General features: G+C 45.7%; 28 protein-coding genes and 1 pseudogene. 15 read left to right on the top strand and 14 right to left on the bottom strand.

The features are described 5' to 3' along the window. The first annotated feature begins 70 nt into the window (after window positions 1-70). Window positions 71-736 (top strand): YczE/YyaS/YitT family protein, encoded by a 666-nt coding sequence (locus FHS45_RS03015; protein WP_481924044.1) that lies wholly within the window; start codon window positions 71-73, stop codon window positions 734-736. Between the two features lie 81 nt (window positions 737-817). Next, a pseudogene (locus FHS45_RS20515) lies at window positions 818-892 on the top strand (DUF2642 domain-containing protein); the annotation flags it as partial. A gap of 130 nt (window positions 893-1,022) precedes the next feature. Here FHS45_RS20515 and FHS45_RS03005 read toward each other — a convergent pair. Continuing rightward, window positions 1,023-1,256, bottom strand: a complete 234-nt coding sequence (locus FHS45_RS03005; protein ID WP_062445219.1) for a hypothetical protein — start codon at window positions 1,254-1,256, stop codon at window positions 1,023-1,025. Between the two features lie 410 nt (window positions 1,257-1,666). On the opposite strand from FHS45_RS03005, the gene FHS45_RS03000 reads away from it, so the two are divergent. Beyond that, complete coding sequence (locus FHS45_RS03000) at window positions 1,667-2,434, top strand: helix-turn-helix domain-containing protein (protein ID WP_062445217.1); 768 nt, start codon at window positions 1,667-1,669, stop codon at window positions 2,432-2,434. Window positions 2,435-2,676: 242 nt separating this feature from the next. On the opposite strand, the gene FHS45_RS02995 is transcribed toward FHS45_RS03000, so the two are convergent. Next, window positions 2,677-3,594 carry an aldo/keto reductase gene (locus FHS45_RS02995; RefSeq protein WP_062445214.1) on the bottom strand — a complete coding sequence of 306 codons (918 nt, stop codon included), beginning with the start codon at window positions 3,592-3,594 and terminating at the stop codon, window positions 2,677-2,679. A 161-nt stretch (window positions 3,595-3,755) separates the two neighbouring features. On the opposite strand from FHS45_RS02995, the gene FHS45_RS02990 reads away from it, so the two are divergent. Further along, window positions 3,756-4,058 carry a hypothetical protein gene (locus tag FHS45_RS02990; protein WP_062445213.1) on the top strand — a complete coding sequence of 101 codons (303 nt, stop codon included), beginning with the start codon at window positions 3,756-3,758 and terminating at the stop codon, window positions 4,056-4,058. Between the two features lie 201 nt (window positions 4,059-4,259). On the opposite strand, the gene FHS45_RS02985 is transcribed toward FHS45_RS02990, so the two are convergent. Beyond that, the gene (locus tag FHS45_RS02985) at window positions 4,260-5,051 is read right to left on the bottom strand and encodes a SurA N-terminal domain-containing protein (RefSeq protein WP_062445211.1); all 792 of its coding nucleotides are present in this window, start codon (window positions 5,049-5,051) and stop codon (window positions 4,260-4,262) included. A 295-nt stretch (window positions 5,052-5,346) separates the two neighbouring features. Here FHS45_RS02985 and FHS45_RS02980 point away from each other — a divergent pair, with 295 nt between their 5' ends. Then, on the top strand, window positions 5,347-5,439 hold the full coding sequence (locus FHS45_RS02980) for a YjcZ family sporulation protein (RefSeq protein WP_082412024.1): 93 nt from the start codon (window positions 5,347-5,349) through the stop codon (window positions 5,437-5,439). Between the two features lie 294 nt (window positions 5,440-5,733). Then, window positions 5,734-6,264, top strand: coding sequence for a YceI family protein (locus tag FHS45_RS02975; RefSeq protein ID WP_062445209.1), 531 nt, complete (start codon window positions 5,734-5,736; stop codon window positions 6,262-6,264). A gap of 44 nt (window positions 6,265-6,308) precedes the next feature. Here the strand turns inward: FHS45_RS02975 and FHS45_RS02970 are convergent, their stop codons facing one another. Then, window positions 6,309-6,992 (bottom strand): DNA-3-methyladenine glycosylase family protein, encoded by a 684-nt coding sequence (locus FHS45_RS02970; protein ID WP_229717805.1) that lies wholly within the window; start codon window positions 6,990-6,992, stop codon window positions 6,309-6,311. Window positions 6,993-7,173: 181 nt separating this feature from the next. Between FHS45_RS02970 and FHS45_RS02965 the strand changes: the two genes are divergently transcribed. From FHS45_RS02965 to FHS45_RS02950, 4 genes are all read left to right on the top strand, one after another. Then, window positions 7,174-8,286 (top strand): hypothetical protein, encoded by a 1,113-nt coding sequence (locus FHS45_RS02965; RefSeq protein ID WP_425086101.1) that lies wholly within the window; start codon window positions 7,174-7,176, stop codon window positions 8,284-8,286. A gap of 304 nt (window positions 8,287-8,590) precedes the next feature. Further along, entirely contained in the window at window positions 8,591-9,088 is a 498-nt protein-coding gene (locus tag FHS45_RS02960) for an Lrp/AsnC family transcriptional regulator (protein WP_062445202.1), read from the top strand. Next, entirely contained in the window at window positions 9,085-10,278 is a 1,194-nt protein-coding gene (locus tag FHS45_RS02955; RefSeq protein ID WP_062445200.1) for an aminotransferase, read from the top strand. Before FHS45_RS02960 ends, FHS45_RS02955 begins: the two co-directional genes overlap by 4 nt. 203 nt (window positions 10,279-10,481) lie before the next feature. Beyond that, complete coding sequence (locus FHS45_RS02950; protein WP_166761351.1) at window positions 10,482-10,646, top strand: hypothetical protein; 165 nt, start codon at window positions 10,482-10,484, stop codon at window positions 10,644-10,646. A 6-nt stretch (window positions 10,647-10,652) separates the two neighbouring features. Here the strand turns inward: FHS45_RS02950 and FHS45_RS02945 are convergent, their stop codons facing one another. Next, the gene (locus FHS45_RS02945) at window positions 10,653-11,024 is read right to left on the bottom strand and encodes a DUF2200 domain-containing protein (RefSeq protein ID WP_062447832.1); all 372 of its coding nucleotides are present in this window, start codon (window positions 11,022-11,024) and stop codon (window positions 10,653-10,655) included. A gap of 112 nt (window positions 11,025-11,136) precedes the next feature. Beyond that, window positions 11,137-12,498: a DUF2254 domain-containing protein gene (locus tag FHS45_RS02940; RefSeq protein WP_166761350.1), complete on the bottom strand. Its 1,362-nt coding sequence runs from the start codon at window positions 12,496-12,498 to the stop codon at window positions 11,137-11,139. Between the two features lie 272 nt (window positions 12,499-12,770). On the opposite strand from FHS45_RS02940, the gene FHS45_RS02935 reads away from it, so the two are divergent. Then, entirely contained in the window at window positions 12,771-13,658 is an 888-nt protein-coding gene (locus FHS45_RS02935) for a cupin domain-containing protein (RefSeq protein WP_082412023.1), read from the top strand. 130 nt (window positions 13,659-13,788) lie between these two features. Here the strand turns inward: FHS45_RS02935 and FHS45_RS02930 are convergent, their stop codons facing one another. After that, a complete protein-coding gene (locus tag FHS45_RS02930) occupies window positions 13,789-14,028 on the bottom strand; it encodes a hypothetical protein (RefSeq protein ID WP_062445196.1) in 240 nt (79 codons plus the stop codon). 182 nt (window positions 14,029-14,210) lie between these two features. On the opposite strand from FHS45_RS02930, the gene FHS45_RS02925 reads away from it, so the two are divergent. Continuing rightward, the gene (locus FHS45_RS02925) at window positions 14,211-15,467 is read left to right on the top strand and encodes an MFS transporter (RefSeq protein ID WP_062445193.1); all 1,257 of its coding nucleotides are present in this window, start codon (window positions 14,211-14,213) and stop codon (window positions 15,465-15,467) included. 49 nt (window positions 15,468-15,516) lie between these two features. On the opposite strand, the gene FHS45_RS02920 is transcribed toward FHS45_RS02925, so the two are convergent. Continuing rightward, complete coding sequence (locus tag FHS45_RS02920) at window positions 15,517-16,356, bottom strand: DUF2268 domain-containing putative Zn-dependent protease (protein WP_062445190.1); 840 nt, start codon at window positions 16,354-16,356, stop codon at window positions 15,517-15,519. A 93-nt stretch (window positions 16,357-16,449) separates the two neighbouring features. Then, window positions 16,450-16,695 (bottom strand): stage VI sporulation protein F, encoded by a 246-nt coding sequence (locus FHS45_RS02915; RefSeq protein ID WP_062445188.1) that lies wholly within the window; start codon window positions 16,693-16,695, stop codon window positions 16,450-16,452. 217 nt (window positions 16,696-16,912) lie between these two features. Between FHS45_RS02915 and FHS45_RS02910 the strand changes: the two genes are divergently transcribed. Continuing rightward, window positions 16,913-17,437: a ribonuclease H-like YkuK family protein gene (locus FHS45_RS02910; protein WP_062445185.1), complete on the top strand. Its 525-nt coding sequence runs from the start codon at window positions 16,913-16,915 to the stop codon at window positions 17,435-17,437. Between the two features lie 14 nt (window positions 17,438-17,451). Here FHS45_RS02910 and FHS45_RS02905 read toward each other — a convergent pair whose 3' ends face one another. From FHS45_RS02905 to FHS45_RS20420, 4 genes are all read right to left on the bottom strand, one after another. Next, a complete protein-coding gene (locus tag FHS45_RS02905) occupies window positions 17,452-17,655 on the bottom strand; it encodes an aspartyl-phosphate phosphatase Spo0E family protein (RefSeq protein ID WP_062445183.1) in 204 nt (67 codons plus the stop codon). 432 nt (window positions 17,656-18,087) lie between these two features. Next, the gene (locus FHS45_RS02900; RefSeq protein ID WP_062445181.1) at window positions 18,088-18,510 is read right to left on the bottom strand and encodes a GNAT family N-acetyltransferase; all 423 of its coding nucleotides are present in this window, start codon (window positions 18,508-18,510) and stop codon (window positions 18,088-18,090) included. A 158-nt stretch (window positions 18,511-18,668) separates the two neighbouring features. After that, window positions 18,669-19,115 (bottom strand): nucleoside deaminase, encoded by a 447-nt coding sequence (locus FHS45_RS02895; RefSeq protein WP_062445179.1) that lies wholly within the window; start codon window positions 19,113-19,115, stop codon window positions 18,669-18,671. A gap of 126 nt (window positions 19,116-19,241) precedes the next feature. After that, entirely contained in the window at window positions 19,242-19,823 is a 582-nt protein-coding gene (locus FHS45_RS20420) for a helix-turn-helix domain-containing protein (RefSeq protein WP_062445177.1), read from the bottom strand. A gap of 104 nt (window positions 19,824-19,927) precedes the next feature. Between FHS45_RS20420 and FHS45_RS02885 the strand changes: the two genes are divergently transcribed. Then, window positions 19,928-20,911, top strand: coding sequence for a DMT family transporter (locus FHS45_RS02885; protein WP_062445175.1), 984 nt, complete (start codon window positions 19,928-19,930; stop codon window positions 20,909-20,911). 15 nt (window positions 20,912-20,926) lie between these two features. Then, a complete protein-coding gene (locus FHS45_RS02880; RefSeq protein WP_062445173.1) occupies window positions 20,927-21,847 on the top strand; it encodes a DMT family transporter in 921 nt (306 codons plus the stop codon). Window positions 21,848-22,030: 183 nt separating this feature from the next. On the opposite strand, the gene FHS45_RS02875 is transcribed toward FHS45_RS02880, so the two are convergent. Next, window positions 22,031-22,585: a sugar O-acetyltransferase gene (locus tag FHS45_RS02875; RefSeq protein WP_062445171.1), complete on the bottom strand. Its 555-nt coding sequence runs from the start codon at window positions 22,583-22,585 to the stop codon at window positions 22,031-22,033. Window positions 22,586-23,033 lie beyond the last annotated feature (448 nt).

The raw sequence follows: 23,033 nt of genomic DNA, 5'->3' as shown, positions 1-23,033 counted from the left end.
AAAACATGAAAAATTCACCAGCCTATTGACGCGAAAAAATACAGCTAATAAAATGGCCCAATAAAATTGAATGTATAGAAAGACGAGGGTTATCGTAATGCTTTATCGTACCGCTGTGTACATGCTTGGAATTTTTGTGAATTTTTTTGGTGTAGCCCTTATTATAAAAGCCGCCTTAGGCGCAGGATTCTGGACGGCACTATTTGTAGGATTATCGGACCGGTTCGGTTTTACCGTTGGGATTTGGTACGGGATATTTCAGCTTGCCTTCATTTTCCTCAATGGATGGTTAATGAAGCAAAAGCCGGAATTTCGTGCTCTTCTGCCACTTGTTTTAGAAAGCCTGGTATTAGACTTCTGGCTGGAAGTCGTGTTCAAAAATATGAGCTTAACTTCCGCGCCATTTTTAATCCAGCTACTCACCGTTATAGCCGGTGTGAGTTTCACTGCTTTAGGGGTAGCTATCTATATTTTACCCCAACTGCCGCGAGCACCAGTGGATCAATTATTCTTAGTGATCGCCAACAAGTTCAACATCAGCCTGCTGGTAAGTCAGACAGCCATCGCAGTCACTACCTCGACATCCGCATTGTTGATTGGTGGTCCAGTGGGACTCGGCACCATTATGGGAACGATAGGCGCCGGTCCACTTATTCAGTATTTCTATACGAAAGGTTATCCTATTTATTATCTCTATCATCCTCAATACCAAAGCAGGTATGAGCCGCTGGCCTAGGATAATGACTAACCTCTTCCTTCCCGAAAGGAAGGGGTTTTTTGATAAAAGCACTTTTCATGCAACCTTGCCCAGCCTGGTCATATCGCTTTAAAAGCAGGCGATTCCACTGTATTCGTACGTATCCAGCAAATCGTAACCGTAATGACAATTTAGACAAGAACAAAAGCGCAAGCGCCTTGCTCACCCCCGACAAGCTTAAGACAAGCCTCGCCGTGACGTTTTTTGTTACAGAGAGGAACAAAAAAACCTTCCTTCTGAATGTTTCACTTTCAGAAGAAAGGCGCTAGGTTACTTTGGTATTCTGTTTTGGCATATACAGTGTGAAGTAGATATCTTCCGCACCTTTAAACGTATATACTACTTTTTCTATCTCTTGATGATAATAGATAATCATGTAGTCCCCGTTATCATCAACAATCTTTTTCCCAAAACGGTACTTCGGATACTCCTTGATCTCGAACTCCTCTTTGGTATCGAGAAGCGAATCAAGCATAAAGTCTAATTCTTGATGTTCCACTTATATCACCTTTTTTCTCTGGAGGCTCATTAATTATATACCCAGCTATATTCCTAGTAAACATGAATCACCAACCAATGTCACCCGACGATACGTTGGAACCAATAGCAACTTGCAAATAAAATCCCCGAAGAATGCTGAGCGTTAGAATAACGCATTTTTTTATTTCTACAGGCGATGACACCCCAGGAATGCCACCGTAAATGACACCCTACCCTCAGGGCTGAATATTAGACACCGCAAGGACCCAGTCGTCCTCATTCCCACTGGAAACAAAGCAAAAACGTAACTTTTAAAAAAGATAAGGATAGTTAAAACGAACTTCGCCGAAAAATAATTTAATATTCCATCACACCATTCTTATCGAAATTACGATTATAGAAGTAAAAGACTGTGATAGGATGATGAACATGCTGCAAGAAATCCGTCAACTGCAATCATTTCCAAACAAAAACTCGCTGGACCTCCGAGTCCGTGCTTTTCTCTATCATCATAAAGCGACGCTCTCTTCCGGTGCCCTTCATGTATTGAAATTCATCTGGCGTCATTCGGTAAAGTTTCCGGGTGTCTCGTTTGCTAAAATTGAAACAATCATGGAGAAAACGAGCCGTAGCCGGAGCACTGTCATTCGCGCCATCAACCTATTCGTAGCCAAAGGACTCATGAAGCGGGTACCAGCTGTCCGTCCCAATGGCAAACGCGGCGTGAATTTTCTTGTTATCCTTCCTCAAGAAACAGATCCATGTCCATGGGAAAAAGACGCAGAATCAGACCAACCGGAAGTGAACACCATGGAACAGGCACCCGTGCAAAAGACAGACATAAAAAAAGCTGCATCCAAACAGGTGATGGATACAGACTACCTCCCTGCTTTCATACCAAAAGCTTTTATTGAGCTGACCAAACCTTATTTACAAATCACGGATATTTACGCCGCGTGGGGTAGTGTCGCGCGGGCATACCGGCAGATGAAGCTGAACTATCCGGTCGATCATTACATAGACGTTATCAACAAAACCTTTAAGCAAGCGATTTTCCTCCAGAAGCAAGGTGCGATCAAAAAAACCTTTCTCGGTTATTTTTACGGTGGAATGAAAAATAGCTTCACGCAAGTAGGACGAAAAGAAATTATGGACGATCCATCCAACCTGTACTACGACTGGCTTCATGAATCCTGATTTCCCTGCAGTTCATAATCAGTTTTCGCTAACGTTCATTTTTGCTTGCTTCTTTTAAGCAGTATGAGAATAAAAATTACAAAGAGGATCGTTACGATAGCCGCCATCGCTAACACGGATTGCACAAACGGATCACTCAACATAAGCTTCCACCTCCTGAAACATTGGTGCCATTTTAACATGATGCAAAAAAAATATAAAAAATGAACGCAATCTGATGACTGCGTTCATTCCCTTTGCTTTTAGGGCAGGTCATTGCCTGCTGCACGGTACAGTTCGTACCACTCCTGTCTCGTCAATTCGATGTCTGAAGCTTTTGCGATATCGTTCAGCCGCTTCGGATTCATCGAGCCAACGACCGGTTGAATGTTAGCGGGATGACGTAAAATCCAGGCAATCGCGATTGCGGAATCAGTGACTCCCTTTTCCTCGGCGAGTTCCTGCAGTTTAGCGTTCACTTTCGGAAACGCATCGTTGCCGATAAACGGCCCTTCGATCATGCCATGCTGAAATGGTGACCACGCCTGGATGGTAATGTCGTTCAAACGGCAATACTCCAGTACACTGCTGTCACGCACGACGGCAGAATCATTTTGCATGTTCACGTTAAAGCCGGAATCAATCATCGGGGTATGTACAAGGCTCAGCTGCATCTGGTTCACAATCAAATCGTCGTTCAGGTATTTACGCAGCAATTCCATTTGCATCGGATTCTGATTGCTGACGCCAAAATAACGGACCTTGCCGCTTTCCTTCAATGTTGCAAATGCTTCTGCTACTTCCTCCGGCTCCATCAATGTATCCGGACGATGCAGCAGCAGACTGTCGACATAGTCTGTTTTCAAACGGCGCAGGCTGGCTTCTACCGACTCAAGAATATGTTCCTTGGAAAAATCGAAAAAGCCCTTGCGGATTCCGCATTTCGTCTGGATTTTCATCCGCTCGCGCATATCATCGTTCATGCCAATGGCATCGGCGAAAACTTCTTCCGACTTTCCTTTCCCATAAATGTCAGCATGGTCGAACAGATCAACGCCTGCTTCCATCGCATTTTCAATGACATGGGCTGCATCCTTGGTGCTTAGTTCACTCATCCGCATACAGCCAAGCGAAATTTCGCCTACCTGTAAATCACTGTTTCCTAATGCTATCTTCTTCACACGCATCACCTTCTTAATCAGGATGGTTTTATCCTACCACGCAGGTCCTGGAAAGCACTAACCATAGGCTCATCCATTATTATTTCAGGATTTTTTTACTATATAAAACAACATTGGCATAGTGTAAAATTGGAATACTACAATAACGAGAGGGTGAGGCTATGAAACAATTATTTGTTTTTCTCCTGCTTTTCCTAGTTATCAGTTCGACTACGGCAAGCATGAATGACAGCCTGGCCTCACCGGAAAACTATGTAGCGGATAACCCAATTACGGATCAACCTTCCCCTGGGGGCAGTGATCCAGGGGACAAGAAGATTGGCTTATTGCCAGGAACGATCATTGTCAGCATCAGTCTGCTGCTTGTGACCTGGTGTACCAACCAGTTTCCTACAGCCTACATCCCAAAAGTTTTCCTTGTTACCATCTTTTATCAGTCGAATTATGTGATTGTACGCCTTTGATAAAAAAACAGCTACTATTTTTATCAAAGGAGGAGAATGCAGATGATATGGTTTCGAATGATCATGATCGCAGCGTTTTCATTAACAGCAGTATCCTTGTTTTCTTTTCAGGGAATTGAAATGTACCATGCGTTTATCGACCTCTTTCAAAAAAACAGATAACAAAAGCCAGGTCCCATCAGGACCTGGCTTCTTTTCAGCTTAAATATGAACTTTCACATCGGCCTCTTCTCGAAGACTTTTCATCAGCTTCTGAGCCTCTTCGCCTTCTTTCTGCATCTTGACTTGTTCTTCAAGCTGAGGCTTCATTTCTTCATAAGGTGGTACTTCGCCTTGGCCTTCACCGCCCATTTGTTCCTGCTGGGCTTTCATTTGTTCATAGGCTTGTTTCAATTCTTCCTCGGATGGTTCAAGGTCGCCAGCTTCTTCTTCGATCAATTGATCCATCTTCACTTGCAATTCCAGTTGAGAATCAATTTCTTCTTTACTCATGCCTTGTTCTTCCAGGGCAGCCATGAATTCATCTTTCGATCCAAGCTGGTTCTGCTCGGCCAGATCTTCCAGAATTTTGTCCTTTTCTTCCTGTGTTGCTTCATAACCTCGGTTGTTCGCTTCCTGGATCAGCAATTCCTGACCGACAAGGCTTTCTACCATTTGTTGTTTCAGTTGATCCTGGTCGAGCTCCTGGCCTGACATTTGCGCCTGCATGGCAGCCTGCTGGAACTGCTGCTTATAAGCGCTCTCGAATTCTTCCTTCTTAATTTCTTCTCCATTGACTTCTGCTACGACCTCAGGTGTATCTTTGAGGTCCGGTTCAGGCATTTTCGCTTGCTCGCCTTCTCCACCTTCTTGACCTTCTTGACCTTCTTCTGCTTTTTGTTCCTGCTTTTGGTCTTTATCTTGTCCTTCTTTTTTTGCTTCTTCATCGTTGCCACATGCAGCCAATGCTAATAATGCTGCAAAAAGCAACCCTAGAATCCATTTTTTACTCAATTTCCATTCCCCTTTTCCAAATAAGAGTTTCCGTCATTGTATCATGTTTGAGCGGCCTGTAAACCCTTGGTTGGAAAATATCCCCGTTATGTCAAAATGATTACAGCTTTCAATTCTTATTTCGCAGGCTGTCTAACTGTCTTCCTGATCAAATGTGTAAAAACTATGTAATCAACCCATAATTAATGAAAACATCCATTTCTTCTAATATAGGCTTGCGCCTATCCAAATGAGGGCCTCCATACATATAGTATTAGTGAAATACCTCAAGAACCTAAAGTTAGGAGTGTGAAATATGGGTTACGGACGCGGTTATGGTGACACATTCGTATTGATCGTCGTTTTGTTCATCCTGCTAATCATCGTAGGAGCAACTTTCTACTATTAAAATTGAGTTGGGCTGCCGCTTGCCTCCTGTCTGAAACCAGGCACCTTGCCAGCCAGCAAAGCGTCGACAAACATCTAACTGAAAAAAACCGGACTTCGCCAGTTACTGGTGGCGAAGTCCGGTTTTTCTACATATTTAATCTAGAAAGGCACCAGGTTACGGTGCCTTTATATTCGACCGAACTTCTTATAAACCGTAATATTAATTATTTTAAACAAAAACATCTTGACTTTGAGATAAATTTATAGTATCTTTAATTCGAGATAAAAATTATCGATTCAGGAGGAATTATTAATGGCTACATTAAAATTAGACACCGTGCACAGCAGCTTGAATTTTCAAATCAAACACATGATGGTATCAAAGGCAAAAGGGGAATTCACAGACTTCAACGTTGATTTCAACGGGGAGCTCGATAACCTGGACCAGGCAAAAGTGACTGTAACCATTCCTGTCACTTCCATTGATACAGGGAACGAAGACCGCGATGGCCACCTTCGCTCCGGTGACTTTTTCGAAGCAGAAAAATATCCGAACATGGTGTTCGAAAGCAAGTCCATCAAAAAGGTATCCGATGAGGAGTACGAAGTGACTGGTGACTTCACCATCAAAGACGTCACCCGCGAAGAAACATTCACCGTCGAATACAATGGCGTTTCCAAAAGCCCAATGGATGGCAGTACGATTGCAGGCTTCGACGTAACCGGTAAGGTGAATCGCGAAGCTTACGGCATGACTTGGAATGCAGCAATCGAAACAGGCGGCGTCCTGCTTGGGAAAGATGTTAAATTCGAAGGCAACTTTGAATTTGTTGTAGAAGATTAATCATTTTAAAAAGCAAAAAAGCCATGGACCGGGTCATTACCGGTTCATGGCTTTTCTTCGTGATTCAGCTGTGTCCAGGCTTCATCGAGACTAGTGTACTCAGCTACCAAACCTCGATTGATCGCTTCCCAAAGATATAGCGAAGCGGCCGTAAAATGGGGATGCCATTTTTCTGCATTGCTCTGGATGAGCTTTTTACCATTGGAAGCCCGCTCCTTCCCATACAGCCACTGGCAGGCGCGTTGAATTCCCAGGTCCCCCACTGGCAAAACATCCGTCCGCCCCAGCGAAAAAATCAAAAACATCTCAGCCGTCCACGGACCGATGCCTTTGACACTGGTCAGCACTTTTCTAATATCATCGTTATTCATTGTTTCGAGTTGATCAAGATCGACCTCTTTCGTCTGTACTTTTTCACTGAGGTCCCTTAAGTAAACAATTTTTTGCTTGGAAAGACCGACACTTCTCAGCTCTTCATCGGAAAATTGCAGGATTGCTTCCGGCGTTATTTCCCCTACCAGTTCCTTAAACCTGGTATAGATCGTCTGTGCCGCCTTTACGGAAAGCTGCTGGCCGATGCACGACCGGACCAGACTTTGAAAATGGTCCTCTCGTTTCGTCATGGAAATGTTCCCGATAAGTGCAACCAGTTTTCTCATAGCCGGATCCCGGGCTGTCAACGCCTCTATCTCTGACTTTTCAAAAGTTAACGGTTTATTTGGATTCATCATAATCTCCTTCTTATATTTAGGCTTTATTCGGAAAAATTAGGGTATACCCTCATTGTAACGAAAGGAAAGTTGCCTTGTCTTAATAATTTGATTTCAAAATCATTAAATCCTGCCTGAAGCCGGTACAATATGTTAAAATACAGGCTGCTTTTCTCATTATTACCATGAAAATAAGGATGTGAACACCTTGAAACGATTAGCTTTCTTATTAACGATCTTCACTACAACCCTGCTTCTCGCTGCCTGCACGGATTCAACCTCGCAGGATGCAGAAGAAGAGGAAAATAACACGAAAGAATCAGAACAAGAGGAAAAGCCAGAGGAGTCTGAGGAAAAAGAACAAGAACCTTCCCAGCCTTATGAAGCGCTGGAACCTTCTGAAGACGCCAAGCCCTTGAAAGAAAAACTATCGGAAGACGAGCTGGCGAACATGCCGGAATCCCAGCGATACGGCGTTGATAATCCGAAACGAGCCGTTCCAGCAGGTGATATGCTGGTAAAAGATGCAGAGGATAATACAGATGGTCCGTTGAAAAACAACCGGCTCGTCGCTTTTTACGGGCATCCTAACTCGGAAAATATGGGCATCCTCGGAGAAATGGAACCAGAGGAGTTTATGAAGAAGTTGAAAGAACAAACCCAGGCCTATTCTGATGCTGACCCAGAGCGGCCGGCCATCCCGACAATTGAACTGATTACTACGGCAGCCCAACGAGAACCCGGTCCGGAAGGCAAGTACTACCGGATGACGCCGGAAGAAGAAATTGAGAAATACTCAAAACTCGCCAAAGAAAACGACGCCCTGCTTCTGCTCGACATCCAGCTCGGCACCGACTCTGTCATGAACCAGGTAAAACTGATTGAAAAGTACCTGAAAGAGCCGCATGTCCATCTCGCCATCGATACGGAATTCCGTGTCGGGGAAGACCAGGTACCAGGCGAAGACCTCGGCCAGGTCGACGGTGAAGAAGTCCAGGAAGCCGTGGAGTATTTATCCAAAATCGTCGAGGAAAATAACCTGCCGGATAAATTCGTCCTCCTCCACCAGTTCACCGATGGCGTCCTGACAAATAAAGACGCCGTCCAGCCGACCGACAATGTACAAGTTGCGCTGAACTTTGATGGCTGGGGCAATTCCACGGACAAGCAGACCTTGTACCGGAAGTTTGTCCGTGACGACACGTCCCAGTATGGCGGCTTCAAGATTTTTTACAACAAAGATGAACCAGTCATGAACCCGGAAGACGTCGTCAAACTCGATCCAAGTCCGGCCATCGTCAACTACCAATAGGCAGGGGCGGGTCCGTGAGCATAAGATAGACAATTTGTCTGTATATGAGACAACACCTGCCGGATTTGAGACATGCTTGCCCGTAAGGGAGACAATTTTGAATTTTTATGAGACAAATTCGGAATTATATTAGACAAAATCAAAAATTAAAGAGACACCAAGAGCGTTTATGAGACAACTTGAACCTGGGGTGCCTGGACATCAAGCAGGCCCCCTTCTCCTTAATCATTAAGGAAAACATTTGAGTTAACAGAAAATTTTGATAGAATTAAGCATACGTATCTTTGAAAAGTGAGGGACCCCAATGATGGAACATGAAGTAGAATTACTAAAGTTAATCGAAAAGAATGCCAACTTAAGCGTGGATAAACTTGCAAAACTTATGGGCAAGAAGCCAGCAGAAATCGAAGAAATGATCGCACATCTGGAAGAAAAGAAAGCCATTCTCGGCTATTCGACGCTCATTGACTGGGCAAAAGTCGCCAATGAAGAAGAAGTGACAGCGATGGTCGATGTCAAAGTGACCCCTGCCCGCGGGGTAGGTTTCGATAAAGTTGCGGAACGCATCTACCGTTTTCCCGAAGTAAAAGCCGTCTACCTGATGTCAGGAGCTTATGACCTCTCTGTTTCGGTGCGGGGAAACACGATGATGGAAATCGGGCGCTTCATTTCGGAAAAACTGTCCACACTCGAATCCGTACTATCCACGACCACCCATTTTGTTTTGAAAAAATACAAGCATGACGGCATCATTCTCGAGGATGAAGATGATGACGATAAAAGAATTGTGGTATCACCATGAATCAATATTTATCCAAGCAAGTAGCAGACCTGAAACCATCCGGCATCCGGAAATTCTTTGATTTAGCAGCCCAGATGGATGACGTCATCTCCCTCGGTGTCGGCGAGCCCGATTTTGTCACGCCCTGGACGTTTATCGAGCAAAGCTTTCATGCCCTGGAGCAGGGCTACACCTCCTATACCGAAAACGCCGGCATGATCGAGCTGCGCGAGCAAATCAGCGGCTATTTACAGAAGCATTATGCTCTTGATTATCAACCAGACGACCAGGTGATTGTCACTGTCGGCGCAAGCCAGGCGATCGATCTTGCGCTTCGGACGATTGTCAATCCAGGAGACGAGGTCATTGTCGTCGAACCGAGTTTCGTCGCCTATGTCCCGGCCATCTCATTAGCCGGTGGCACACCCGTCACGATCCAGACGAAAGCCGAAGATGCATTCAAGCTGAAGCCGGAACAGATTGAAGAAGCGATTACACCGAATACGAAAGCGATCATGCTGTGCAATCCGAACAATCCGACCGGGACCTTTTTAACAAAAGATGAACTGGAGCCCCTGGCGGCAGTGATTGAAAAGCACGACCTGATCGTTTTGTCCGATGAAATCTATGCTGAACTTACTTATGACGAGAACTACACGAGCTTTCCTTCCATCGCGCGGATGAAAGAGCGGACGATTTTGATCAGCGGTTTTTCAAAAGCATTCGCCATGACCGGCTGGCGGCTCGGGTATGCGACCGGCCCAGCGGAACTCATTTCTGCCATGGTAAAAATCCACCAGTACACGATGATGTGCGCTCCAACGATGGCACAGCACGCTGCCTTAGAAGCATTGAAAAATGGACGGCAGAGCCTCCAGGACATGGTCGACAGCTATAAACAGCGAAGGAATTTCATCGTCAGCAGCCTGAATGAAATCGGGCTCGATTGCCCGAATCCAGGCGGAGCGTTCTACGCCTTCCCATCCATCCAGGCAACCGGGCTGACCTCGGCGGAATTTGCGGAAGAGCTGCTGCAAGAAGAACAAGTCGCCGTCGTTCCAGGTGATGTATTCGGAGCCAACGGCGAAGGCTACATCCGCTGTTCCTACGCTACGTCGCTTAAGCAGCTCGACGAAGCGATGGAACGGATGAAACGCTTTGTCACGAAGCGTCTGGAAAAAGCACCTGTGCATGCGGAAGCTTCCAATTAAATAAGGTGAATGTCCCCCTATCTATTAGGCAGAAAAATAGAACTTCCAAATTAATGGAAGTTCTATTTTTATATAGGGCTTCTTTTTTCAAATCCATTACAAATAGTTACAATCAAGTTAAATTAAAGGAATAGATAAGCTTTTCATCTAATTACTTAGTAAATATATTGAAAGGGAGGCTGAACCTGAAGAAAAAGGTAACCATGTATATTATTGTACGTAAAAATAATGGTGCAACGGAAACCTTGAAGAATTCAAACAGCCATGAGAAAAAGACTTTCAAAGATTTTCATTCTGCACATATGCTTGCACGGAAACTGAATTCGAATACACATTCAAGAATGCAATGGGATGTAAAACAGAAATAAGCAGGTTTATGCCTGCTTATTTTTGTATTCTTTCCGCAAAATTTTCTCCATCGCTTTCCCTTTTGCCAATTCATCGATCAGCTTATCCATATAGCGAATTTCCTGCATCGTTGGTTCTTCGATGTCTTCCACGCGGACACCGCAAACCACACCTTTGATCAGCTTCCGGGAAGGATTCATTTGCGGAGCTTCCGCAAAAAAGGTCTCAAAGTCTGTCTGCTTTTCCAACTGAGATTCTAGCGCTTCCTGGCTGTACCCTGTCAGCCAGCGGATGATTTCATCGACTTCTTCTTTCGTACGTCCTTTTCGCTCCGCCTTCGTAACATAATGGGGATAGACACTCGAGAAACTCATTGTATAGATCTTATGTTTGGTCATGATACCTCCACCCTTCCGATTTTTGATTGTTTGTTCTCCCATTATACCATTATCCCCAACTATAACAGGAGGCGAACCCCATAGATGAGTTCGCCCCCAGAATGGTTCTAGCTTATAGAGAAGAAGGCACCTCTGCGGCACTCTTCGAACTGACACGCTGCAGCATATATTCCAATAGGAAAAGATAATCCTTTTGATTTCCTGTGTTTTTCGCAAGCTCAGCTAATTGCTCTAAAATATACAGGCAGTCATTTTCATACAGGCTATAGTTATCAAACCCTAAGATGGTCTGCCGGGCAAACTCCCAAAGGTCTTTGTGTACTTCCTTATCCATCGTTTTACTCAGCAGGGATACCATGGTAATCAGCTCTGTGATCACGGTCGAGTTCTGGTTCGCATACTCTCGAATCGAAGCAAATCCCTTATGCAGGTAATAACGAAAATCCTTTTGATTCAGGATGATACGAAGCTCCTCTTCCTCATCGAACAGATAAGGAGAAAAGTTGGAAGACTGGCCAATACTTTTCAACAAATCAGCAATCTGGTGAATAGTATTTGTAACCGTGAGCGGGTCATTATGACCAAACGCCTTGATAGCTACCTCGGCAAGCTTAATCAGCCCATACTCCAGGTCCTGAATTTCCGTTTGTTTAACCCCGATCTCCACCGACTTGGAGTAACGGTCCGGGTTAATGGTTTGTCCGTTTTCCCAATAAGTAAGCAGCGGGGTCCCTTCTACTACAAACTCTCCAATTCTGACATTGAACCTCAGGAGAATGTTGTCACTTTTCGCCTGCTTCATCAGTCTTGTGAAGTCAGCGACTTGGAGATACCCTGATTCGCTGGTTATGATCACCTTCCCCTTTGAGTCAGGCGGGAGGGATTCAGTCTCTACCTCCTTATCCAGGCGGTAAGACGTTAATTCTTTTTCGAGAGAAGCCTGTACCGATTTTGACTTGGTATTCATATTAGAGCTGATATTGTGAACCTGCATCCAGGTGGTTGTATGATTGATAAAGTAAATGAACGTCACAGCGGCCGTAATAGCAGTCAGAATCGATAAGACCGGTGTCGCCACAATAAACTCCTCTTCTTCATGGGTCACGTATAAGAAGTTCAAGAGCACATAAATAAAACTGCCGTTAAAAATTCCGAGTACGTGCTGGGTCGCCCGGTCGCTGACAAAGTTCACCAGCATTTTGGAAGAAAACTGCCCGCTGAACGTCGTCAGGGCGACAAGCAAAGAGTTAATCGTAAAGGCACTTAACGTCAGCACACCACCTACGAGTGCACTTAACAGCACCTGCAGGGTCTGACCGCTAAAACCGATGGCAGCAGGCAAATATAAACTGACATCGACTACATAATCCAGATAAAAGGTAAAGACAGATAAACCAGCCGCTCCTATGATATACCAAAAAGGCATAAACCAAAGGGTTGATTTCAATTCACTTTTGCGCTGCCGTCTCGACATTTTAAAATATTTCTTTATATAATAAAAGAACCCCATTTTGATCACCATTCTATTCTTCAGAGATTTAAATTCTTCTTATTCCTACCCCGTAAAGAAGTAATTTAACCTGAATATTAATGGGGTCATACAAAATAGGTAAAATATTTCAATGTATTTTGCCAATTTCATACTAACCATCCGGGCCATAATTCCTGCATTTTCCACATTCATTCCCTTCTCGCCTACTCATAGCATAGGATATGGTTGTGAATCCCTGGAAAGGAATGAGAGCAATGTACAACGGTTCTTATATGTATGGCAATCCTTATCATGGCAGCTTTCAGACGCAGCAATGGAATAGAAGCGGCAGTAACGAAACGACGGCGCTCCTCGATGCGATCAAAAGAAAAGCGAAAACAATCGACCTATACCATTGCCTATCAGGAAAAGCAGAAGGTCAGCAAGAACAAGCAGCTATTTTACAGGCATTAAAAGAAGAGCGCGCGCATTTACAGCAATTCACTGAATTGTATGCCCGACTTAGCGGACAACTGCCGAACTATGAAACTGAAAAAATCACGTTCCACTCGTATCAGGACGGCGTGCGAATAGCTTCCGAGATAGCAGCGGAGAATTACGAAGCGATGAGATCTTATTATTACAACTCCCCGCAATCTTCAGCAGGCCATGCGTTTCTAAGAGCCTGTCAGGATGAAATCAGGCATATGGAGCAAGCGGGACAGTTCGCAGCAAATGAAGACATTCGTCAAGAAACAACAGACTTTGGCGGGGAGCCCTATGTGGTAGATATCGAAGAGGCGACACTCAACAATGATACGTTCCGGACAGCGATATGGACCGGGGAAAATTTTCAAGTAACTCTGATGAGCATTGATGTCGGAGACGATATCGGCCTTGAAGTCCATCCAAATGAAGATCAGTTTTTACGCCTGGAACAGGGGGAAGGCCGGGTACAAATGGGAGATAGTCCTGATGATTTAGATTTTGAAGCGTATGTCGAGGATGATTATGCCATCATGGTGCCAGCCGGAAAATGGCATAATATTACCAACATCGGCCAGACACCAATGAAGTTGTATGTAATCTATGCACCGCCGGAGCACCCATTTGGGACGGTCCACGAAACAAAAGCGGATGCCCTGGCAGCAGAAGAAGGTTAAAGGAAAGGTGCCTCCCCACTATAAAGGGAAGGCACCTGTTTATTTTTCTGCTAGCATCCGCTTGATCACCCGTATCTGGCCGCGATGATTGATTTCATCTTCCATCACATGATACCTGCCTCGGAGCTTACTAGCCTTTCTTTCCATTCATTTTTTCTGCAAAGCCATAGGCTGCCGTCCCGGCCAGCATACTAATCACCAACGGTGCGAATGTCTGCCTGCCATAATCCGTCTCTTCCCCTGTCCCGTTACTCACGGAAAAATCAGCCGTGTAAGCAGCTGTCATTACCCAACCGGTCAGGAATGCAAATAAGCTATATAATAGAAAGAAACTAATGATAAATACCGCATATTTTCTCACTTTTAACACTCTCTTTCTCCTAAAAGTCCCTGGCTTCTTTCGGACTGCTGCTAGTTATCTACGAATGACTCGCAGAAAAGTTTCAGCTTCCCTATTAATTTCCATGCAGAAAAGCAATTTCACTAGTTTAAATAACTGAATTTAGGTTATACATTATTAGGATAATAAACGTTGCAGCAGAGGTGTTAGCTATGGGCAAATCAACAAAAAAATTAGGACTAATTACAGCACCGGGTTATACGGAAGAACTAGTAGATGTATTAAAGAAATCGTTGCCCGATTTGCTCAGTTATTATGTCAATGAGGAAGATCAGTGGGATGTGGAGTGTGTCACTGACTCCCTTACCGGAGTTACGGAAGATTCCCGGGAAGTCTTGGGCGCAGCACTTGAACGAAAGTCGGATGAAGGCTGGGACTTTGCCGTCGCCCTTACCGACCTGCCGTTCTTTAAAAATAAACGGCCGATTGTCGCAGAAGCATATGTAGAGGAAAGTGTGGCGCTAATTAGCCTGCCCGGGCTAGGCTCGACTCCCATGTTCAAAAGAATACGCGAATCGGTTTTGCAGCTGGTCAATGAAATGTATTACGGGAGTTCCGAGCAAGACCGGAGACAGGCAGAAGAGAAAATCCAGGCAAAAAACAGGAAAGAATATAAAGAACTAAAAAATAAGAGCTCGACACGATTAGTAGGAAAGCGTCCGTTCGAGTGGGTGTCTCCGCTTCAACGGGAGACCCCGGATAATGACGAATCGAACATCGATGTCCGTTTTACGGTAAAGTCACGTTTTAGCGGCGCCCTCCGGGTTTTGAGCGGAATGGTCCGAGCCAACCGCCCGTGGGCGATGTTCCCGGCATTCTTGAAATTGATTATGATAGCATTTGCGACCGGGTCGTATGCGATCGTCTTTCCCACCTTATGGATGCTCAGCAGCGAATATGGGATTTGGCGGATGTTCCTGCTGACCTTTGTCTCGATAAGTGCCATGGTTGCATGGATTATTCTTGTACACAGCTTATGGGAAAAGAAAAATGCAGGATATAAGGACTATATACGGAAATTGTATAATGCAGCGACCGTTCTGACGCTGTTAGTGTCCGTCTGCATGTACTATGTCATTTTATTCGTACTATTTTCACTTGCCGTCCTTCTCCTCATCCCAATGGGAATGCTGGAGTCGCAAGTTACCGGACCTGTCAGTTATATCAACTACTTCTACATCGCCTGGACCGCCACAAGTGTCGCTACCATCATCGGTGCGCTGGGATCGGCACTTGAAAATGAAGACGCCGTCCTGTCTTCTACCTATGGTTACCGCCAGCGGCAGCGTTACGAGCAGGTGAAAGAATCAGAAAAAGAGAAGAAGGAAGCCGAGGAAGAGAAAAAAGAAGCGGCTGAAGAAAAGAAAGAAGCCGCCGAGAAAAAACAGGAAGCAGAAGAAGAAAGCTAGCATATGTAAAAGAAGTAACTTCCCACCCAGGATGTTACTTCTTTCTTCATTACATACGGAAAAAAGAACCGGCGATCAGCTTATCAGCGGATAATCTCAACAAATCAGACATCGAATGGTAACTACTCTGTTTTTGAAAACCCTCTACTATCTCGTATCCGATCTGATAACCGATCCACTCCGGCAGCGGCCCGCTTTTGCCATAAAGATATGGCTGATGGTTTTCCTGCCCTTTCAGCTCGAGCTCGGGCAGAAAGTGCCTGTTCCAGATTCTTAAAATATCCCGCTCTCTATACCTTTTTGTCCAATGGGACACCTGCTTTTCCCCATACATTTCTTTTACAGCGTATTCCGCAAGCCCCTCCATCACCAGCGCTTCTTTCAGTGGCATTTCATCTGCTTTGTATTTCGTCTCTGCCAGCCGGCAAATATGATTATATTCATGGGCAAGTAAAGCCTTGATTTCTATATCAGGGACATCTGGTGCCAAAAATAAAAACAGGCAGCGCCTGAAGCTCAAGCCACTTTTCACAATTTGCCGCGTCCGGGATGGCAGGTGAAACTGCGCGACAGGAAAAATATAAATGGCTGTGTCTGGCCCCTGCCACTTCCTTTTCAAACGCCGGTATTCACGAGCGGCCACCTCCCACAGACCCTTCCTTCCCATTTGCCGTCCTGCTTTAGCAACTTGTTTCCACTCCCGGGGCTCGAATAACCCGTGTCTCAATAGGATGGAATGTAATTTTTCCGATGATATTTCCCTTTCCTTAATCGGTTCACAAATTTTCTTCCGCTGTTCTATTAAGAGATTTTTTGACAGGAAGGAATCCTTCTTCTCACAGGCTTGCACAAATTCATCCAGCCAAGGGCGAGTGTCAATGACCGTCACAGCACCTCTCCCCTTCTGTTATCCGAAGTGTAAGTAAAAAAAACAACACAACCCAGTATACGCCAGGTTGTGTCGATTAATGATGTCGTAACATTACCTTTTCTTTTTTAACATTTTTTCGATAGTGGCCATATCTTTAGGAACATTTCCACTTAGAATCGCTTTTACTATCTTGTCTTCTGTACTTCGGGACACCGGTTTATTCGCAAGTCGTGATACTTTTTTGATAACCTGACGGACGGTCCTTTCATCAGAAAGGTCCGCTCCTTGCAGGGATTGTACCAGCCGCATCACTTCATCCATATTTACCCCGGTCTTTTTCTCAAAATTATCGAACATGCCTTCTGCCTCCTTACTTAAACTGTCTTCATTTCTATCGTATGGACAGGAGGCAGGTCGGTAACGGCGGGTAGCCTAAAGTAAGGTACGAAAAAAAGCGATCAGACAGCCTTCCTACTTACCAGTTCCCACTCTTATTCAATTAATCTCAACTTTTTACATATGCTATAGGAACCATGCTTTTTACCACATGTAATCATTTACAGGGGGAAAACCAATGACCAGACCCTTACGATTTCAAAATACCACCAGAAACGAGATGGATTTTGATGAAGTGTTTAACTATATTTACCGTTTTATGAAAAAGCAGCCCATGGGCAACTATAAGCTGATGCTCGGCACAGACTCCCAGGTGCATCCACGCGCGACGGTATTCATCACCGGTATCGTCATTCAGCGTCTGGGAGCCGGCGTATGGGCCTGTTTCAGGAAAGAGGTCGTATCACGGCAAATGCACGTCCTGGGCGAACGGATTTCCTACGAAACTTCGCTGACGGAAGAAATTGCCAACCTGTTTACCGAGGATAAAAAGACCCAATTGATTGATGTCGTGCTTCCCCACATTTATAAAGGAGCCAGCTTTACCATCGAAGGCCATATTGATATCGGTGCCGGTGAACGGAATCGCACGCGGATATATGTAGAGGAAATGATAGCACGTATCGAATCCCTCGGCATGGAAGCAAAAATAAAACCCGATGCCATCGTGGCAAGCGGGTATGCGAACAAGTATACGAAGTGAATACGGAGCACAGCTTATTTAAAAGCCAGCTTCGCTTTCGGTTTCTCATTTCTTTCTTTTTTTACAGGTGATCTCCGTCTGTCCAATTCATTCAAAAGCCCGTCCAGTCTTTGTGACAGCTCAAGGACTTCTTTTCCGTGCGGGTTGTCCTGATAGGCACGGTACATTTCTAATCTCACCTGCTCAATGTGCTCTTCTAGGAGGTTGAATCGTTTCATCCGTTTCTTCCTCTCCACGTGTGATTCTGACCTGAGTGTGGAGAAGCATCTCCTTCTACACTTGCAGATCTCCTAACTTTTTTCATCCTGCTGCAGGATGAAACCTTCTCTTTCTGGTTATCTTACATAAAACACTCCATTATCCTCATATAACCGATTTCCCACAGACTTAAACCGCTTTCACAAAACTTTTTTTAAAAAAGCGTTTTTTCATTACTTACCAGGGGGTTAAACAAGATCAGAATTTTATAGCGACTCCACCATTGTAACACAAAACGCTTCAATGAAAGGACAAATTATATTGCCCAAAGAAGAATCATCGGCCCCGATTACTTTTAAGCAATCAGGGCCAAAAGTTTACCCTTTTTAAATGAACGGAAGGTGAACAACTAGCAATATACAAAGAAGCAGGCATAAACCTGCTTCTGACTATTAAGGTTTCACTATTTTTTTATGAAAAATAATCCCCTGTGTCGTCTCTTCTGCTGGAACAAATCCGATTCTCTCATAAAAAGCCTGGGCTTCCTTCGGCTCCTCGCACCAAAGGTATTCGACATTTCCATGATAAAGAATCCGGTTCGCCTTATGCAGTATCGTCGTCGCAACCCGGAGGTCCTGAGCCGGATCATCGAACGCCATGCCCCGGAGGCGAATCTGTTTACGAGAGGCTACGGCTGGCGTCGCTTCCATATAAAAAGAAGCAATCCCGGTCAGCTCCCGGTTTTCAAACGCTCCTAAATGAAAGGTGAATTCCTCAACATCCCCCGGATACTGGGGCGCATCAGCAGGCTGATCTGAACGCTTCCCTCGCAATTCATATGTATCTTCCACTGGTATTTCTCTTACATTAATCACTTCATCACACTCCTTGCTATCGTTAAGTAAGAAGATCCTTTCGTTAGGGCAGAAGTTTATTGAGACAGGGCGGAACATTTTTGAGATAGGGCAGAACATTCCCGAGTTAGGGAGGAACCCTGCCACGTTAAGGAAGAAGACCTCCTGGTAACCGACATTTATTCAGCTGTCTTTTCTTTCCAGAGCTTCATCGGATCTTCCTGTCCTTCTTCCAACGGCACGTGCTTCATCATAAGCAAACGCTCTTCTTGTTGTTTTTGCAAATCGTCATACACTCCTAACCCCGCTTGCACCGCTTGATCAACCGACGCAGCATAATAAACATCTTCAATTCCTGCAAAATACATCGCGGTCAGGCACATCGGGCAAGGCTCGCCGCTGGCATACATCGTAAAGCCTGACAGATCATGCGTCTTTAGCTCTTCCTGCGCCCGACGGATGGAAAGCAGCTCTGCATGTCCACTGACATCATAAGTTTTATGCAGTTCATTAACCCCTTCAGCTACAACTTGATTATTTTTAACCAGTACCGCGCCAAAAGGCTGACCGCCTTCGCGGACGTTGTTTACGGCTAAGTCTACCGCTCGCTTCATAAACCGATCCATAAAAATTCTCCCTCCCAAAATTATTGTTATAAAACTACTTGGGTCTTCGTCTCGAGGTTCACCTTCTAAGCGGACAGCTTATTGCTTTTACTGCCCGATCCTGTCCACTTTTCACCATCAAACAGCTCACCGCCGGCCATCGGCATACGTCATAACGAAGTGCAGGACTGCGACCTGGTCAGTCGGATTGATGTAGGCGTGCTCTCTGTCACCTTTGAACTTGATCGAGTCATACTCATCAAGGTGGTAGACCTCATCATCGACTTTCACCTGCACTTCCCCTTCCATCACGGTTACATACTCGACCACGCCTGGCTGGTGGGCGCCGGGGGTGTACTCCTCATTCCCTTTCAAAAAGGCGCGGTGGATTTCCATCGATCCATAGCCTGACGTATCAAACATCGGCTCGAGTCGGATGGCTTCATCGTCACTGAAAACCCGATTCCCTTCATGATTCCTGGATATTTTCACTTCCTGTTGTTCATTCAAAAGCATCGAGATAGGAATTCTCAAGCCATTCGCTATCTTCCAAATCACAGCAAGCGACGGGTTAGCCTCTCCTCGCTCGATGTTCCCTAGCGTCAGCGCGCTCACCCCCGTCTGTTCACTGAGCTGCTGTAAGCTGATTCCTTTTTCTTTTCGGATGTTTCTTAGGGTGGAACCTACTTGCTTCGCTAACTTTTCCACTTCCTTCTGGTACTCGTCCACTGAATTTCTCCTTCCTGATTTTCCTGGGCAGGCACTAGGAATATATGTATAATATAGTTTATAGGATATATAGTATACTTTACAAATCGAAAAGCGGGGATGATATGAAAGAGATTCTGATCGGAATATTGGCGTCTGTCTTCTTTGCGGTGACGTTCATATTGAACCGCTCCATGGAGCTGTCGGGCGGCAGCTGGTTATGGAGTTCATCGCTACGGTTTCTTTTTATGGTACCGTTTTTAATTCTTATTGTACTCGTCAGGAAGAATGGCCGGCAAGTGATTGCCCAATTAAGACGTAATCCTTTCCCTTGGATAACCTGGAGTTTTGTCGGGTTTGTTTTATTTTATGCCCCGCTTACCTACGCGGCGGCCTATGGTCCCGGCTGGCTCGTTGCCGGCACCTGGCAGATGACGATCGTCGCAGGGGCACTGCTTGGCCCGCTTTTTCACAAAAGAATTGAGACCCCCGAAGGTCCTGTCAAAGTACGGAACAAGCTGGAAGTGAGGGCCCTGACTTTTTCTCTGTTGATTCTGTTCGGGGTGGCCTTGATCCAGGTGCAAAAAGCAGGAGAGCTGACCGTTTATGATATGCTGATCGGTGTGCTGCCGGTCGTTATCGCAGCATTTGCGTATCCGCTCGGCAACCGGAAAATGATGGAGTTATGCGGCGGGAGGCTTGATACCTTTCAACGGGTGCTCGGAATGACCCTCGCCAGCCTCCCGTTTTGGCTGCTCATTGCGGCTACTGGCTGGGTCACTGCAGGCGCGCCGTCCAATGACCAGCTGCTGCAGACGTTCATTGTCGCAGTCAGCTCCGGTGTCATCGCCACGACGTTATTTTTCATTGCAACGGACCGGGCGAGAAAAAATCAAGGAAAGCTTGCTGCCGTCGAAGCGACCCAGTCCACCCAAGTATTATTCGTCCTGCTCGGAGAAGCCTGGCTGCTGTCTGCCCCGCTCCCTAGTGGCATCGCTGTGGCAGGACTCGTCATCATCATTACCGGCATGACCCTGCACAGTTATTTTACAAAAAAGCGTCCTGCTTCCCCGCTCAAGGAAACCAAAAAGGAATCATTCGGAGCCTGAAAGGAGGTTGCTGCGATGAACAAACAGGCATTTACACTGGCTTTTATTACGGTACTGATCTGGGGTTCGACGTTTGCTGCGATCCGCGCGAGCCTCCACGGCGGCTATACCGCGGGACACCTTGTGCTGTTCCGTTACCTGATCGCATCCACTTTGTTTGCGGTTTACGCCCTGTGGCCCGGCGTGAAATTCAAGCTGCCAATAAAAAAAGACGTCCTTCCATTATTGGGGCTCGGGTTTGTCGGCATCAGCATCTATCACATCGGTGTTACATTCGGTGAAATCACCGTCTCGTCCGGGACTGCGGGTATGCTGATCGGAGCCGCGCCGATTTTCACAGCGATCATCGCCGTTATCGCGTTAAAAGAAAAACTCGGCACCTTCGGCTGGACCGGGCTCACCATCGGTTTTATCGGCATTCTGCTGATCACGGTCGGGTCTTCCGGATCAAGCTTCACCCTGTCTTCCGGGGCCTTGCTGTTAGTGATGGCAACGGTCGCAACTTCCATTTTTTTCGTTTTCCAAAAACCGTTCTTCCGCCGCTACAAGCCGATCGAGCTGACCGCTTACGTCACATGGGCCGGTACCATTCCCTTTTTCATCTTCAGCCCGGGTCTGTTCGATACCGTCCAGCAGGCAAGTATGGAAGCGAATCTCGCCGCCATTTATGTCGGTATCTTCCCCGCAGGCGTCGCTTACGTCACCTGGTCGACCGCCCTGTCGCTCGGCAACGCCAGCTCCGTGACAAGCATGATGTACCTCGAACCTGCTGTCGCTGTCTTTTTCGGATGGGTCTGGCTGAATGAACTTCCATCTATGTTGTCGCTTATCGGTGGTGCAGTCGCCTTGTTGGGGGTGATCACCATCAATGTGCTCGGCAGAAGACACCTGATGAAAAAATACCGGACACCCGCTTACAACAGAAATACTTCTTAATTTAAAACATGCCTGCTCTCCTTTTGGGAGCAGGTACTTTTATTAATAGAGAGTTATTCTTACTTAACGCCGCAATATACTGACTTAATTCAGGTACATACCTCCCTAACTCGATAACATACCGCCCTAAGCATCCCCACCGCTCCCATATGCAAAAAAAGAGCCTGCATGTTCAGGCTCAAATCAAATCTGTTTTATTACCTTGGCCGGATTGCCGCCGACCACCACATTCTCCGGTACATCTTTGGTCACCACAGCACCAGCAGCGATCACAGCATTGTCCCCGACCGACACCCCCGGATTAATAACCGCACTGCCGCCAATCCAGACATTGTCTCCAAACGTAATCGGTTTCGCATATTCTTTCCCGGAATTGCGTTCCGTCGCATCGAGCGGGTGGGTGGCTGTATAGATCTGTACACCCGGCGCCAGCATACAATTATCGCCGAACCGTACTTCACAAACGTCGAGAATCGTACAGTCAAAATTGGCAAAAAAGTTATCGCCGACGTGGGTATTATAGCCATAATCAAACCGGATTGTCGGTTCTATAAACGCATTCTCCCCGGCAGAACCAAGCAGCTCATTCAACAACTCCGCCCGTTTTTCCCCTTCCGTTTCCAGGGTTTGGTTATATAATCTCACCTTGCGCCTTGCTTCTTCACGGTCTTTTGCCAGTACCGGGTCAGCCGGATCATACATCTCCCCCGCCAGCATCTTCTCTTTTTCTGTTCTCATTGGTGCATCTTCCTTTATAAAATTTTTGTCATTACAGGAAAACCACACTAGGGAGCGTCGTGCGCCTTTTCTAACGTTGAACCAAGCTTATCTGCAACTCAGCCAGTTTCCTATATCTGGAGGACCTGGGGTGTTTAGCCGTTTAATGAACGTCACGCCTGGTCATCTTCCTTCTTGCGGTCATTAAACCACTTATCAGGACCGTCTATTCCAGTTTCATCGATTCTTATGGTCCTTATCTGCTCTCTAAAGACCGTCACGGCTATTTTCAGTGGCGTTTACGGTCCTTACCGTCATATCAATACCGCTAATATCTCTTAAACTAGTTACAATTATTTCAAAACTCCCTCTATTACTCAAGAATCTTTCCCAAGCTATTCTGCGTCCTCTTGACACTATCCTCATCCATTGCAATACTTATATATGTTAACCAAAAACAACAGGAGGT

The sequence above is a fragment of the Thalassobacillus devorans genome (assembly GCF_011761345.1).
Classification (GTDB): Bacteria; Bacillota; Bacilli; order Bacillales; family Halobacillaceae; genus Thalassobacillus; species Thalassobacillus devorans.
The sequence above is the reverse complement of the archived record's forward strand: the minus strand, read 5'-3'. Positions and strand labels throughout refer to the sequence as shown.

What these genes read in the sequence shown, in the direction of transcription:
- FHS45_RS02955 (WP_062445200.1), top strand. Translation starts at nt 9,085, where the DNA reads ATGAATCAATATTTATCCAAGCAAGTAGCAGACCTGAAACCATCCGGC.
- FHS45_RS02975 (WP_062445209.1), top strand. Translation starts at nt 5,734, where the DNA reads ATGGCTACATTAAAATTAGACACCGTGCACAGCAGCTTGAATTTTCAA.
- FHS45_RS03000 (WP_062445217.1), top strand. Translation starts at nt 1,667, where the DNA reads ATGCTGCAAGAAATCCGTCAACTGCAATCATTTCCAAACAAAAACTCG.
- FHS45_RS02940 (WP_166761350.1), bottom strand. Translation starts at nt 12,498, where the DNA reads ATGTCGAGACGGCAGCGCAAAAGTGAATTGAAATCAACCCTTTGGTTT.
- FHS45_RS02970 (WP_229717805.1), bottom strand. Translation starts at nt 6,992, where the DNA reads ATGAATCCAAATAAACCGTTAACTTTTGAAAAGTCAGAGATAGAGGCG.
- FHS45_RS02895 (WP_062445179.1), bottom strand. Translation starts at nt 19,115, where the DNA reads ATGGATCGGTTTATGAAGCGAGCGGTAGACTTAGCCGTAAACAACGTC.
- FHS45_RS02915 (WP_062445188.1), bottom strand. Translation starts at nt 16,695, where the DNA reads ATGTTCGATAATTTTGAGAAAAAGACCGGGGTAAATATGGATGAAGTG.
- FHS45_RS02935 (WP_082412023.1), top strand. Translation starts at nt 12,771, where the DNA reads ATGTACAACGGTTCTTATATGTATGGCAATCCTTATCATGGCAGCTTT.
- FHS45_RS02910 (WP_062445185.1), top strand. Translation starts at nt 16,913, where the DNA reads ATGACCAGACCCTTACGATTTCAAAATACCACCAGAAACGAGATGGAT.
- FHS45_RS02905 (WP_062445183.1), bottom strand. Translation starts at nt 17,655, where the DNA reads ATGAAACGATTCAACCTCCTAGAAGAGCACATTGAGCAGGTGAGATTA.
- FHS45_RS03015 (WP_481924044.1), top strand. Translation starts at nt 71, where the DNA reads ATGTATAGAAAGACGAGGGTTATCGTAATGCTTTATCGTACCGCTGTG.
- FHS45_RS02885 (WP_062445175.1), top strand. Translation starts at nt 19,928, where the DNA reads ATGAAAGAGATTCTGATCGGAATATTGGCGTCTGTCTTCTTTGCGGTG.
- FHS45_RS02925 (WP_062445193.1), top strand. Translation starts at nt 14,211, where the DNA reads ATGGGCAAATCAACAAAAAAATTAGGACTAATTACAGCACCGGGTTAT.
- FHS45_RS02980 (WP_082412024.1), top strand. Translation starts at nt 5,347, where the DNA reads ATGGGTTACGGACGCGGTTATGGTGACACATTCGTATTGATCGTCGTT.
- FHS45_RS02990 (WP_062445213.1), top strand. Translation starts at nt 3,756, where the DNA reads ATGAAACAATTATTTGTTTTTCTCCTGCTTTTCCTAGTTATCAGTTCG.
- FHS45_RS02875 (WP_062445171.1), bottom strand. Translation starts at nt 22,585, where the DNA reads ATGAGAACAGAAAAAGAGAAGATGCTGGCGGGGGAGATGTATGATCCG.
- FHS45_RS02880 (WP_062445173.1), top strand. Translation starts at nt 20,927, where the DNA reads ATGAACAAACAGGCATTTACACTGGCTTTTATTACGGTACTGATCTGG.
- FHS45_RS02945 (WP_062447832.1), bottom strand. Translation starts at nt 11,024, where the DNA reads ATGACCAAACATAAGATCTATACAATGAGTTTCTCGAGTGTCTATCCC.
- FHS45_RS02950 (WP_166761351.1), top strand. Translation starts at nt 10,482, where the DNA reads ATGTATATTATTGTACGTAAAAATAATGGTGCAACGGAAACCTTGAAG.
- FHS45_RS02960 (WP_062445202.1), top strand. Translation starts at nt 8,591, where the DNA reads ATGATGGAACATGAAGTAGAATTACTAAAGTTAATCGAAAAGAATGCC.